The following is a 12,922-nucleotide window of genomic DNA, read 5'->3' on the forward strand; positions in this document are numbered from 1 at the left end:
CAATGCCATTACGTAGGAAACTCCCATGAAGCGCGCCTGGATGGATCGCTTTATCGACACGATCGAATGGATCGCGGCCGGCTTCGTCGGCATCGTCGCGCTCGACATCTTCCTGTCGGTGCTGTTGCGCAACACGCTGAACTATTCGATCCCTGACTCTTTCGACATCGGCCGCATGCTGCTCGGCATCCTGATCTTCTGGGGCATCGCAGCGACCTCCTATCGCGGCACCCACATCACGGTCGACCTGGTCTGGGGCAATGTCGGCCCGCGCTACCAGCGCTGGATCGACGTGTTCGCGACCCTGGTGCTGCTGTTCGTCGTCACCGTGCAGACCTGGACGCTGTTCGACAAGGTCCGCGGCACCTACAACGACAACGTCCAGACCTTTGACATGCACATGCCGACCTGGCCGTTCTTCGCGGTCGCCTGGATCGGCGACGCCGCGGCCGTTCTGCTGATCGCGATCCGCACCTACCGCCTGATCTTCCATCCCGAAGACATGCACGATCCCAAATTGAAGGCGACGGAGTAATCATGAGCACCGATGCCGTCGCCTTAATCGGCTTCGTTTCCCTGTTCGTCCTGATGCTGCTGCGCGTGCCCGTCGGCATGGCGATGGGCCTCGTTGGCGTGTCCGGCTTCGCCTATCTCGTCAACGGGACGGCCGCGCTGAAGCTGGTCGGCCAGACCTCGATGCGCACGGTCACCGACTACACGTTCGGCGTCATCCCGATGTTTCTGCTGATGGGCTCCTTCGTTTCCAATTCCGGCATGAGCCGCGAGCTGTTCCGCGCCGCCAACGGTTTTGTCGGCCACTTGCGCGGCGGGCTCGGCATCGCCACCGTCGGCGCCTGCGGCGGCTTTGCCGCGATCTGCGGCTCGTCGGTCGCGACCGCCGCGACCTTCTCCGCCGTCGCTTACCCAGAGATGCGCCGCTTCGGTTATCCGCAGTCGTTCGCCACCGGCGTGATCGCGGCCGGCGGCACGCTGGGGGCGATGTTGCCGCCCTCCACCGTGCTCGCGGTCTACGGCATCATCACCGAGCAGGACATCGGCAAGCTCTTCATCGCCGGTATCATCCCGGGCCTCCTGGCGATGACCATGTACATGATCACGATCTTCCTGATCGGCTATTTCCGCCCTGATTTTCTGCCGAAGGGCAAGGTGCTGCCGTGGCGCGAGCGCTTTGCCGGCCTCAAGGACATCTGGGCGCCGGTGCTGCTGTTCGTGTTCGTGATCGGCGGCCTCTATGGCCTGCCCTTCCTGCCGCGCTTCACCCCGACCGAAGCCGGCGGCGTCGGCGCCGCCGGCGCGTTCATCATCGGCGTGGTCACCGGGCGACTCGACCGCGAGAAAATCCTGGCGTCGCTGCTGCAGGCGACGCGCACCGCGGCCGCGGTGTTCACCGTGCTGATCGGCGCGCTGATCTTCGGCTACTTCCTCACGGTGACGCAGACGCCGCAGAAGGTGACGGAGTTTTTGACCGGTCTCGGCCTCGGCCCCTACGGCGTGCTGGCGCTGATCATGGTGATGTATCTCGTGCTCGGCTGCCTGATGGACGCCATGGCGATGATCATCCTGACCGTGCCGATCATCTTCCCCGTCATCACGCATCTGGGCTTCGATCCGATCTGGTTCGGCGTCATCATCGTGATGACGGTCGAGCTCGGCCTGATCCATCCGCCGGTGGGCATGAACGTCTTCGTCATCAAGAGTGTGGTGAAGGACGTGTCGTTCTCCACCATCTTCAAGGGCGTGATCCCGTTCGTGGCAACGGACCTCGTGCGCCTCGTGATCCTGATCGCCTTCCCGCTGCTGGCGACCTGGCTGCCGACGCGGATGATGGCGCATTAGCTGATCGAAGACCGCCACTTACCCTCCCCCTCCAGGGGAGGGTAAGTCGCAGTATCGTTCGTCATAGTCAGTTAAGAGGTGACCGATGACACCGACCCTCGAAACCAAATACGTCTTCACCATCACCGCGCGCATCGGCGAGGTCATCACCGCCGGCGAAACCGGCATTGGCGTTCGCCGCATCATTCCGATCATCGGCGGCGAAGTGACGGGCGCGATCACCGGCAAGGTGCTGCCGTTCGGCGCCGACTTCCAGACCATCCGCCCCAACGAGCTGATCGACCTCGAAGCGAAGTACGCCTTCGAGACCGACGACGGCGCCGTCGTCTATGTCGAGAACAAGGGCATGCGCTTCGGGCCTGTCGAGCTCCTGCAAAAGCTCAAGCGCGGCGAGCCGGTCGATCCCAAGCTGATCTATTTCCGCACGGTGCCGAAGTTCGAGACGGGGCACGAGAGGTATCGCTGGCTGATGCAGCACATTTTCGTTGGCTCAGCGGCGCGGCATGCGGATCGCGTCGTGATCGACGTGCATCAGGTGGTGTGAGGGGCGGGCCGTAGGGTCTGTCTCGGTCGGTACCACAAACTCCGCCGTCGTCCCGGCGAAGGCCGGGACCCATACCGCGTGATCTATCAATTGCGGTCGGTCGGAATACCGAACGACGGGCCTTCGCCAAACTTCTCCCTGGGGGTATGGGTCCCGGCCTTCGCCGGGACGACACCCAATTTGGAGGACGGCTTTTGCCCACCTGACCTCAGCCCCCTCCTTGACTCCTCCAAAATTCGTTATACAACATAACTATTCTGATAAGGACGCAAATGACACAGGGAAACGCCGAGACCGCTGCTGCGGGCGCCTCCGGGCTTTTGAGGATCGAGCGGGCGGACCGGGTTCTGACCGTGGGTCTGAACCGGCCGGCCAAGCGCAATGCGCTCAATGACGGTATCATCCTGGAAATCGGCGAGTGTTTTGCCTCCCTGCCCGAGGACATCGGCGCGGTCGTCATCCACGGCATCGGCGACCATTTCTCCTCAGGCCTCGACCTGTCCGAACTGACCGAGCACGACGCCACCGGCGGCCTCCTTCATTCCCAGATGTGGCACCGGGTGTTCGACCGCATCCAGTACAGCCGCGTGCCAGTCATCGCGGCGCTCAGGGGCGCGGTGATCGGCGGCGGGCTGGAGCTTGCCTGCGCGGCGCATATCCGCGTCGCCGAGCCCTCGACCTATTTCGCACTGCCGGAGGGGCAGCGTGGCATCTTCGTCGGCGGCGGCGGCTCGGTGCGGCTGCCGCGGCTGATCGGCGTTGCCAGGATGATGGACATGATGCTGACCGGCCGCGTCTACAGCGCGACCGAAGGCGCTTCCTACGGCTTCGCGCAATATCTGACGGAGGCCGGCAACGGGCTCGGCAAGGCGCTGGAGCTTGCGACCAAGATCGCCTCCAATGCGCCGCTGACGAATTTCGCCGTGCTCCAGGCGCTGCCGATGATCGCGGAAGCCAATCCGCAGACCGGCCTTCTGATGGAATCGCTGATGGCCACCGTCGCGCAGAGCGACAAGGAAGCCAAGCGCAGGATCCGCGAATTCCTCGAGCACAAGACCGCCAAGGTGAAGCCCAAATCATGAGCGCGCAGCCGTCCTCTTCCAGCATGGAGCGCGGCGCGAGCAATTCTCCGCTGCGGCCCATTTCGTTCGGCGATCCCGTCGTCAATGTCGAGCGACGCGACGACGGCACGATCTACCTGCGGCCGAAGCAGCCGCTCGGCGACTATCCGGTCCGCATCACCGACCGCCTGCACCATTGGGCGACGACGACGCCGGACCGCGTCTTCATGGCCGAGCGCGAAGGCGGCCGCGGCTGGCGCAAGATCACCTATGCCGAGCTGCTCACCGCGAGCCGGCACATTGCATCGAGCCTGATCGCGCGCGGCCTGTCGGCCGAGCGGCCGGTCGTGATCCTCTCAGGCAATTCGATCGACCATGCGCTGCTAGCCTTCGGCGCGTTCTACGCCGGCGTTCCGTTCTGCCCGGTGTCGCCGGCCTATTCGCTGGTGTCGAAGGATTACGGCAAGCTGTCTTACCTGATGAAGCTGCTGACGCCGGGCCTCGTCTTCGCCGAGGACGCCGGCAGGTTCGCCGACGCGCTTGCCGCCAATGTCTCGCTCGGCACCGAGATCGCTGCATCCTGGGGCACCGTGCCGGGCCGCGACGTCACCCTGCTCGCCGATCTCATGGCGACGCCGATCCACGGCGATCTCGACGCGGTGCACGGCAAGATCGGCCCCGATACCATCGCAAAATTCCTGCTGACCTCGGGCTCGACCGGCAATCCCAAGGCCGTCATCAATACCCAGCGCATGATCTGCGCCAACCAGGTGATGCTGCGCGAGACGCTCGCCTTCCTCAAGGACGAGCCGCCCGTCATCATCGACTGGCTGCCCTGGAACCACACCTTTGGCGGCAACCACAATATCGGCCTGACGCTCTACAATGGCGGCTCGATGTATCTCGACGCCGGCAAGCCGGTGCCTGGAGGCATCGAGGAGACCGTGCGCAATCTCCAGGAGATTTCGCCGACGGTCTATTTCAACGTGCCCAAGGGCTATGAATCGCTGCTGCCATACTTGCGCGACGATCAGGGCCTGCGCGCGAAGTTCTTCGACCGGCTGCATGCGATGTTCTTCTCGGGCGCGGCGCTGTCGCCGTTCGTCTGGAACAGCCTCGACGAGCTCGCGGTGAAGGAGAAGGGCTATCGCGTGCCGATGCTGACCGGCCTTGGCGCGACCGAGACCGCGCCGTTCTTCATGTCGGTCAATCCGCGCACCAGCCGCTCCGGCCATGTCGGCCTGCCGGTCTCGGGCAACGACGCCAAGCTGGTGCCGAACAACGGCAAGCTCGAGGTCCGCGCCAAGGGGCCGAACGTGATGCCCGGCTACTGGCGCCAACCCGACATCACCGCAAAATCCTTCGACGAGGAAGGATTTTACAAGATGGGCGACGCGCTCAAGCCCGCCAATCCCGACGATTTCAACGCCGGCTTCGATTTCGACGGCCGCGTCAGCGAAGACTTCAAGCTCGCCAGCGGCACCTGGGTCAGCGTCGGTCCCCTGCGCGCGCGCCTCACCGCGGCCTGCGCGCCGCTGGTGCGCGACGTCGTCATCGCCGGCATCAACCGCGACGAGGTCTCCGCGCTGATCGTGCTCGATCTCGACGGCTGTCGCCTGATCAACCCGACGCTGCCGGCGGACGATCTCGTCGTCGCCACGCGCGACCGCCTGGTGCGCGAGGCTTTTCGCGAGCGCCTGACCCGTTTCCTCAGCCAGGCCACGGGATCCTCGACGAGGATCACGCGCGCGATCCTGATGGATACGCCGCTGTCGATCGACAAGGGCGAGGTCACCGACAAGGGCTCGATCAACCAGCGCGCGGTGCTGGAGCATCGTACCGCCTTGATCGACGAGCTCTACGCTGCCAATCCGTCGGACCGTGTGATATCGGTCGGCTAAGAAACCATCGCCAAAGGAGAACGCCATGTTGTTGAAGGATCAGGCAGCCATCGTCACCGGCGGCGCATCGGGACTGGGCGCTGCCACCGCGCGAAAGCTGGCGGCGCAGGGCGCCAGGGTCGCGGTGTGCGACCTCAATGCCAAGCTCGCTGAAACCGTTGCCGCCGAGATCAAGGGCGTCGCCGTGACCTGCGACGTCTCCGACGCCGCTTCCGCGGAGGCCGCGATCGCGCAGGCGACCAAGGCCCATGGCCCGGCGCGCGTGTTGGTCAATTGCGCCGGCATCGGCGTTGCCAAGCGCGTCGTCGGCCGCGACGGTCCGATGGCGCTCGCCGATTTCGACAAGGTGATCAAGGTCAATTTGATCGGCACCTTCAACATGCTGCGCCTCGCCGCGACCGAGATGTCGAAGCTCGAGCCGCAGGCGACCGGCGAGCGCGGCGTCATCATCAACACCGCCTCCGTCGCCGCCTATGACGGCCAGATCGGCCAATCGGCCTATTCGGCGTCCAAGGGCGGCATCGTCGGCATGACGCTGCCGATCGCGCGCGAGCTCGCGCAGTTCGGCGTCCGCGTGCTGACCATCGCGCCCGGCCTGTTCCTGACGCCGCTGCTCGCGAACCTGCCGCAGGAAGCACAGGACTCGCTCGCCGCAGCGATCCCCTTCCCGCGCCGGCTCGGCCAGGCCGACGAGTTCGCCGCGCTCGCGCTGCACATGGTCGAGAACGCATACCTGAACGGCGAGGTGGTGCGCCTCGACGGCTCGCTGCGCATGGCGCCGAAGTAGAGCGCGCAACATGTTCGTGAACCGGCGCGAGGTCCAGATCCAGTGGGGTGATTGCGACCCCGCCAACATCGTCTACTACCCGCGCTATTTCGCGATGTTCGACGATTCGACCTCGACGCTGTTCGAGGTCGCCGGCTTCTCCAAGCAGGACCTGGTCCGCAGATACGGCCTGGTGGGAATCCCCATGGTCGACACGCGGGCCAAGTTCTACATCCCCTCGACCTATGGCGACTGGATCACCATCGAAACGAAGATCGAGAGCATCAAGCGCTCGAGCTTCGAGGTGAAGCACAACGTCTACAAGGGCGAGGCGCTGGCGATCGAGGGTTTCGAGACCCGCGTGCTGGTCGGCCGCGATCCTGCCAACCCCGACAAGCTGAAATCGGCACCGTTTCCGGCGGAAATGGTCGCCAAATTCACGGGAAGCTAAATCGCCGCATCACCAAAAGACGGGGCTGAATTCACGTTCGATTTCTGCTTTCAAAGAAAACACGTCAAGGGAGGAATAGATGAAACGCTTTTACCTGACCGCCGCCATTGCCGCGGCGACGCTCGCTCTGCCGGCGCTGCCCGCGCTGGCCCAGACCAGCGAAATCACCATCGGCATCACCACCACCACGACCGGCCCGGGCGCGGCCCTCGGCATTCCCGAGCGCAACGCGCTGGAGTTCGTGCCGAAGGAGATCGGCGGCGTGCCGCTGAAGGTGATCGTGCTCGACGACGGCGGCGATCCCACCACCGCGACCACCAACGCCCGCCGCTTCGTGACTGAATCCAAGGCCGACATCATCATGGGTTCGGCGCTGACGCCGCCGACCATCGCGGTCTCCAACGTCGCCAACGAAGCCGGCATCCCGCACTTTGGTCTGGCGCCCTTCCCGATCACGCCGGAGCGCATGAAGTGGTCGGTGGCGATGCCGCAGCCGATCCCGATCGTCGGCAAGGTGCTGTACGATCACATGAAATCGAAGGGAATCAAGACCCTCGGCTATATCGGCTATTCCGACTCCTACGGCGATCTCTGGTTCAACGATCTGAAGGCGCAGGCCGTGCCGATGGGCATGACCATCGTCGACGAGGAGCGCTTCGCCCGTCCGGACACCTCGGTGACCGGCCAGGTGCTGAAGCTCGTCGCCGCCAATCCCGACGCGATCCTGGTCGGCGCCTCCGGCACCGCGGCTGCGCTGCCGCAGACCGAGCTGCGCGAGCGCGGCTATCAGGGCCTGATCTACCAGACCCACGGTGCCGCCAGCATGGACTTCATCCGCATCGCCGGCAAAGCGGCCGAGGGCGTGCTGATGGCCTCCGGCCCCGTCATGGACCCCGAGGACCAGCCGGACGAGGCCGCCACCAAGAAGCCGGGCCTCGCGCTCAACACCGCCTATGAAGCCAAGTATGGCCCGAACAGCCGCAGCCAGTTCGCCGGCCACTCCTACGATGCGTTCGAGATCCTCAAGCGCATCATCCCGACCGCGCTGAAAACCGCAAAACCCGGCACGCCGGAATTCCGTGAAGCGATCCGCCAGGCTCTGCTCTCGGAGAAGGAGCTGGCGGCGAGCCAGGGCGTCTACAACTTCACCGAAAAGGACCGCTACGGCCTCGACGAGCGCTCGCGTATCCTGCTCACCGTGAAGAACGGCAAGTACACGCTGGTGAAGTAGGCGCAGCGAAAATCTTGAGACGACGAGAGCCGGCCCATCGGGCCGGCTCTTTTCATTTGCGATCCGTGAACGCCTAAGCCGCCTGCCGCAGCGGGGTCCAAGCGAACTCCGGATAATAGCTGTCCATCATGCGGTCGACATACGCGGTGAGGTTCGGAAATCCCTCGGCCCGCTGTCGCAACCCGGATTCGAAGAACGGCGTCAAAATCCCTGCGAGCGCGCCGAAAGCTGTCGCATCGACGCCGCAGGGCTTGTTGCCCATCAGGTAGGCCTTGTCGCCGAGCTGCACCGACAGCGCGAGCAGCGAGCGCACCGCGAGATCGACGTCGTCATCGGGCGCATGGCGGCCGAGGCCGGAGAGCAGATAGTTCTCGGCGACGCGGAACTGCGCGTCCTCGCGCAGCTTCTCGCGGTTGTGCTCCGGTGCGCCGTCGAAGAAATGCGCGGGGCCCTTGGCGAAGTTGACCGGATCGACCCAGCGCGCGCCGACCAGCGCCCAGTAGACATGATGCTCGATCATCCGCTCGAACGCCCAGGCCTGCGCACGCTCAGCCAAGGAGAGGCCGGCGTCGAAATCGAAGCCGTAGCGGCGCTCGATATGGGCGCGGATGAAGGTGGAATCAGCCACCGCCTCGCCGCCATCGTCGATGAACGGCAATTGCCCCTTTGGGGAGGCGGGCGGCATTGCGCGCTCCTTGCGGTAGGGCAGCCCCGCCATCTTGAGCTGCACCTCGGTCTTGGTGACGAAGGGGCTGATTTCCGGCAGGCCGAAGCCGGTGCCAAAGCCGTAAAGCGTGATCATGCGCGTTCTCCTGGTCTGCCGAAAACTTGACGGAACCTAGTGACGGGCTGCTGCCACCATGGTGGCAGCAGCCGTGATATCTTCTGCGAAACGGGCCCCCCGCCAGGCGCGGCCCATCACATGACGGACCAGCGCGTCCGCGGCCTGGGTCAGCGAGCGTGCCGCCACGCTGGCGAGCGCAAATCGGAGATCAACGGCCATGAGATCGAGCGAAACGAGGCGGCCGAACGCCTGGGCGGACCACAGTTGCGCCCGCAACATCGGGACAACCGGGCCGAAATGGGTTGGAACGATCATGGACAAATCCTCTTCAGTCGATGTGTTGTCCCGGTATAGAACCCCCCTGCTGCCAACATCCTGTCAGCAGCAACGCGCCGCTTTCTGAACCGCCCCCGATAAGAGAATTGTCATGAGACGCGCCGACCGGCTGTTTCAGATCATCCAGGTGCTCCGGCGCACGCGGAAGCCGCTGACGGCGGACGCGATTGCGGCCGAGCTCGAGACCTCGAAGCGCACGATCTACCGCGATATCGCGACGCTGATCGGCCAGCGCGTGCCGATCCGCGGCGAGGCCGGCATGGGCTACATCCTGGAAAAGGGATTTGACCTGCCGCCTTTGATGCTGACACCCGACGAGATCGAGGCGGCGGTGCTCGGCGCGCAATGGGTCGCGGGCCATGCCGATTCGGCGCTCGCGCGGGCGGCCGAAGACCTGATGGCCAAGATCGCCGACACCGTCCCCGAGCGCCTGCGTCCCTTCGTGCTGGAGCCCGCGAGCCGGGCGCGGCCGAGCTGGAACAGGGAGCCCGATCGCCTCGACATGGTGCGCACGCGCACCCAGATCCATGAGGGCAAGAAGATCATGCTGCGCTATCGCGACGAGCAGGGCCGCGCCAGCGAACGCATGATCTGGCCGATCTCGGTCGGCTATCTCGAAGCCGTGCGCCTGCTCGCGGCCTGGTGCGAGCTGCGCAGCGATTTCCGCAGCTTCCGCACCGACCGCGTGGTGGACGCGACCTATCTCGACGAGCGATATCCGGAGCGGCGCGACGTGCTGCGCGCGAGGTGGCGGCAGAGCCTGGTCTGGGGCCCGCCGAAGGACACATGACCTCGATGCAAGAGATCGATCTGTCGAGCTTCTGCCAGAGCTGCGGCGCCTGCTGCGGCTACTCGCAGAACTGGCCGCGCTTCTCGATCGAGAGCGACGAGGAGCTTGCCGCGATTCCCGAAGCGCTGGTCAACGACCGCCAGTCCGGCATGCGTTGCGAGGGCGATCGCTGCGTGGCATTGCAGGGAGAGATCGGCAAGGCGACCGCGTGCGGCATCTATGCGGTACGGCCGGAAGTGTGCCGCACCTGCATGCCTGGCGACGCCGAATGCGCGATGGCGCGGCGGAAGTTCGGGCTGCCGGTTATACAGTCTGCTTAGGCCAGGACGGCTTCGCTGATCTCGTCGTCGATCTCGTCATCGAGCGGTGCGAGCACCGACAATGGCTTGGTCGACAGCGTGATCGGCTTGCGGCCACCCGACAGCGACGGCGATGATTTGGCCGAGCTCGCACGCGACAGCGCGTAGAGCGTCGAGCCGACGCGGCCGCCGTTCTCGATCAGGTCGCGCTCGCTGCAGCTTGCTGCGATCGCGACCGCCAGCGAGTGCAGATGGCTGCGGCGGTAGCAGAACAGCGCCAGCCTGGCGCGCGCGTCAGGGGAAACACTCTCAACCAGCCTCGGCAGGCCGCTCTCGCTGGCGCGATACATCTCGCCAAGGAGTTCGTCGCGAACCGGGCAGAAATCGCTTTCAAAGGCGTCGCGGCTTGAAAACATTGCAGTTCTCCCTCGTGTGCGGAAGATGCAGCGCAATTCTCTAATGAAAGGTTAACCACGCTGCCCGGTAGTCACCCGGGGTCCTCGAGCGCTGTCCACGAATCAGAGGCGCCCGGCAGGCAGCTTCCCTGCGGCCATCCTTCGAGACGCCCGCCTTCGGCGGGCCCTCAGGATGAGGACTTGGTGCGCAGCGAAATGCCAGACCCTCATGGTGAGGAGCGCCGCCTTACGGCGCGTCTCGAACCATGAAGGCCGAGCAGCCAGCCGTGGCGAGCCTCAGTTCGCCGCCATGAAGATGGAGAGGCCGAAGCCGGTCAGGTGATGCAGCGCCTGGTCGACGCCGATCAGGGTCCAGAACCAGGGATGGGCAAGGTCGACGCCGAAATTGGCGGAGACGAATCCCTTGGCGCGATCGATCGTGATGTGGATCAGGAAGTCGATGAAGGCCACGAACCAGAATTTCGGCGCGACGATCACGATCAGCGGCAGCGCGACCGCAAGGTGAACCAGGCAATGCACCAGCAGCGGCAGGGCCCAGCCGTGCTTCTGGTCCTTGCCATGCGCCATCCAGGCGGTCTGGAGGACGAAATCGGCGATGATGTGCTTGAAGGTGAGCAGCAGCATCCAGCCAATGAGCGCTTCGACCGGAACCGCCGATGACAGGGATGGAAACGACAAAGCTGACGCCCTCATTGACGTGACAAGAAAGATTGGAGCGTTCAGCGCAACTTCTTCTTGGACCGGTCAAATCGCCGGGACGGGCAATTTATGACATCTCCCGCGGCGGAATGCAGCCGGGGGGAACCGGAAAATCGCAAACTGTGGCTAACTGGTGATAGGATGACCAATCGCCGCGCCCGCGTCGAGTAAGGTTACCTCCGGCTCGAAATTTGCATTCCGCGACCTTCGCGGTATCATCGACGACAGAGAATATCGTTCTTTTTTCAGGCGCTTACGAATTACAGGGCGTCCGCGGTGATCACACCAGCGAGCCGCCTGCCACCGAAGAATAAGGCCAAGAGTGCTGCCATGAGTACTGAAGGCCCCAATTCGTCACCGACCGAACCGCCGCCGCGGCGCCCCAAGGTGATCAAGACCAACCAGCAACAGGTGTTGCTCTACGTCGTGCTGACCCTGCTGCTGTCGCTCGCCACCGTCTGGGGCGGCCGCGCCATGCTGCACAATTCGGAGACGCTGACCTTTGCCGTCGGCGCCCCCAACAGCGACGAGGCGCTGTTCGCGGCCAAGCTCGCCGCGGTGCTGAAGAACAACGCCTCGCGCTTCCGAATCAAGATCGTCAACAACCCTGATAACACCAAGGCGCTGGCGCAGTTCGACCGCAGGCAGGCCGACCTCGCCGTGCTGCGCACCGACGCCAAGGTGCCGCTGCGGGCGCGCACGCTCGCAATTCTCGAGCACGACCTCGTGCTCCTGCTCGGCCCCGGCAACAAGAAGATCAAGTCGCTCGCCGAGCTGAAGAAGAAGAAGGTCGCGGTCCTCGCCGAGAACGAATCCTCGCTCGCCTTCGTCCGCGGCATCCTCGACATTCCCGAGGGGCCCGACGCCGCGAAGATCCAGATGGCGCCGCAGAGCGTAACGCTCGACAAGCTGTTTGCGCCGGCAAACGGCTTCGGTGCGGTGATCGCCATCGTCCACGCCTCGAAAGCGGTGCGCGACAAGAGCTATGAGCAGGTCGCCAAACGCGGCGGCTTCACGCTCAATGCCATCGACGAAGCCAAGGCGCTCGCGCGCAAATTCCCCGGCATTTCCGAAGAGACGCTGACGGCAGGAACGCTGTCGGCCTCGCCTGAAATTCCCGACGACGATCTCGATACGATCGGGCTCGAATGGCTGCTGGTCACGCAATCCCGGATGTCGGTGAGCACGGCGGGCGAGCTGGCGCGTACCATCTACGAGAACAAATCCGCCCTCAGGCTCGACAGCGGCTTCGCCAGCAGGATCGAGCCGGCTTCCGTCGAGAAGGACGCCTTCGTGATGGCGCATCAGGGTGCGGCCGACTACATCAACGACGACACCAAGTCGTTCATGGATAAGTACAGCGACCTGATGTATCTGGGCGCCGCCGCGCTCAGCGTCATCGGCTCGATCTTCGCCGCGATCTACGCCAAGATCACGAGGATCGCGCCGGAGAAGGCCAGCGAGCTCGCCACCGCCATCCTCGACATCGGCGAGCGCATCGAGCACGCCCATTCGCTGGACCAGCTCGAATGCCTGCAGGACGAGCTGGAAGGCATTTTACGCGGCGCCGTCATCGGCCTCAGAGACGGCACCATCAGTACCGACGGGCTCGACACCTTCAAGCTCGGCTACGAATTCGTCCGCGACGAGATCGGCATGCGCCGCGACTACCTCAAGCGCCACGCCGGCGAAGCCGAGAAGGCCGCCCGCGACGCCGCAGCATCCCCGCACGACGACAGCAATGTCGTGGTGGTGAAGACCGCGCAGAGCGCTTGATCACAGCGTTG

15 protein-coding genes are annotated in these 12,922 nt (G+C 64.6%); 11 read left to right on the forward strand and 4 right to left on the reverse strand.

Annotated features, from left to right (window positions below):
* The first annotated feature begins 25 nt into the window (after positions 1–25).
* From XH79_RS29615 to XH79_RS29650, 8 genes are all read left to right on the forward strand, one after another.
* Positions 26–535, forward strand: a complete 510-nt coding sequence (locus tag XH79_RS29615; protein WP_212342209.1) for a TRAP transporter small permease — start codon at positions 26–28, stop codon at positions 533–535.
* Positions 536–537: 2 nt separating this feature from the next.
* A complete protein-coding gene (locus XH79_RS29620) occupies positions 538–1,857 on the forward strand; it encodes a TRAP transporter large permease (RefSeq protein ID WP_271583896.1) in 1,320 nt (439 codons plus the stop codon).
* A gap of 85 nt (positions 1,858–1,942) precedes the next feature.
* The gene (locus XH79_RS29625; RefSeq protein ID WP_271583897.1) at positions 1,943–2,401 is read left to right on the forward strand and encodes a DUF3237 domain-containing protein; all 459 of its coding nucleotides are present in this window, start codon (positions 1,943–1,945) and stop codon (positions 2,399–2,401) included.
* 272 nt (positions 2,402–2,673) lie between these two features.
* Positions 2,674–3,483, forward strand: a complete 810-nt coding sequence (locus XH79_RS29630; protein WP_212342212.1) for a crotonase/enoyl-CoA hydratase family protein — start codon at positions 2,674–2,676, stop codon at positions 3,481–3,483.
* A complete protein-coding gene (locus tag XH79_RS29635; RefSeq protein ID WP_271583898.1) occupies positions 3,480–5,363 on the forward strand; it encodes a feruloyl-CoA synthase in 1,884 nt (627 codons plus the stop codon). Before XH79_RS29630 ends, XH79_RS29635 begins: the two co-directional genes overlap by 4 nt.
* A 25-nt stretch (positions 5,364–5,388) precedes the next feature.
* Entirely contained in the window at positions 5,389–6,150 is a 762-nt protein-coding gene (locus XH79_RS29640; RefSeq protein ID WP_271583899.1) for an SDR family NAD(P)-dependent oxidoreductase, read from the forward strand.
* A gap of 10 nt (positions 6,151–6,160) precedes the next feature.
* Entirely contained in the window at positions 6,161–6,580 is a 420-nt protein-coding gene (locus tag XH79_RS29645) for an acyl-CoA thioesterase (RefSeq protein ID WP_271583900.1), read from the forward strand.
* 79 nt (positions 6,581–6,659) lie between these two features.
* Positions 6,660–7,811, forward strand: a complete 1,152-nt coding sequence (locus XH79_RS29650; RefSeq protein WP_211405420.1) for an ABC transporter substrate-binding protein — start codon at positions 6,660–6,662, stop codon at positions 7,809–7,811.
* Positions 7,812–7,884: 73 nt separating this feature from the next.
* Here the strand turns inward: XH79_RS29650 and XH79_RS29655 are convergent, their stop codons facing one another.
* Both XH79_RS29655 and XH79_RS29660 read right to left on the reverse strand, forming a co-directional pair.
* Complete coding sequence (locus tag XH79_RS29655; protein ID WP_212342463.1) at positions 7,885–8,613, reverse strand: glutathione S-transferase family protein; 729 nt, start codon at positions 8,611–8,613, stop codon at positions 7,885–7,887.
* Positions 8,614–8,649: 36 nt separating this feature from the next.
* Positions 8,650–8,910 carry a hypothetical protein gene (locus XH79_RS29660; protein WP_212342221.1) on the reverse strand — a complete coding sequence of 87 codons (261 nt, stop codon included), beginning with the start codon at positions 8,908–8,910 and terminating at the stop codon, positions 8,650–8,652.
* A 112-nt stretch (positions 8,911–9,022) separates the two neighbouring features.
* Between XH79_RS29660 and XH79_RS29665 the strand changes: the two genes are divergently transcribed.
* Together XH79_RS29665 and XH79_RS29670 are read left to right on the forward strand one after the other, a co-directional pair.
* Complete coding sequence (locus tag XH79_RS29665) at positions 9,023–9,721, forward strand: helix-turn-helix transcriptional regulator (RefSeq protein ID WP_183249310.1); 699 nt, start codon at positions 9,023–9,025, stop codon at positions 9,719–9,721.
* Entirely contained in the window at positions 9,718–10,041 is a 324-nt protein-coding gene (locus tag XH79_RS29670) for a YkgJ family cysteine cluster protein (protein ID WP_271583901.1), read from the forward strand. The genes XH79_RS29665 and XH79_RS29670 overlap by 4 nt, the downstream gene beginning before the upstream one ends.
* Here XH79_RS29670 and XH79_RS29675 read toward each other — a convergent pair.
* The gene (locus XH79_RS29675) at positions 10,038–10,436 is read right to left on the reverse strand and encodes a hypothetical protein (RefSeq protein ID WP_212342223.1); all 399 of its coding nucleotides are present in this window, start codon (positions 10,434–10,436) and stop codon (positions 10,038–10,040) included. The two genes, XH79_RS29670 and XH79_RS29675, sit on opposite strands and share 4 nt — an antisense overlap.
* A 276-nt stretch (positions 10,437–10,712) precedes the next feature.
* Positions 10,713–11,060, reverse strand: coding sequence for a DUF3307 domain-containing protein (locus XH79_RS29680; RefSeq protein ID WP_271583945.1), 348 nt, complete (start codon positions 11,058–11,060; stop codon positions 10,713–10,715).
* Positions 11,061–11,465: 405 nt separating this feature from the next.
* Here XH79_RS29680 and XH79_RS29685 point away from each other — a divergent pair, with 405 nt between their 5' ends.
* A complete protein-coding gene (locus tag XH79_RS29685; RefSeq protein ID WP_271583902.1) occupies positions 11,466–12,911 on the forward strand; it encodes a TAXI family TRAP transporter solute-binding subunit in 1,446 nt (481 codons plus the stop codon).
* Positions 12,912–12,922 lie beyond the last annotated feature (11 nt).

Origin of the sequence: Bradyrhizobium sp. CCBAU 45389, assembly GCF_028128625.1 — a bacterium.
GTDB lineage: Bacteria > Pseudomonadota > Alphaproteobacteria > Rhizobiales > Xanthobacteraceae > Bradyrhizobium > Bradyrhizobium liaoningense_B.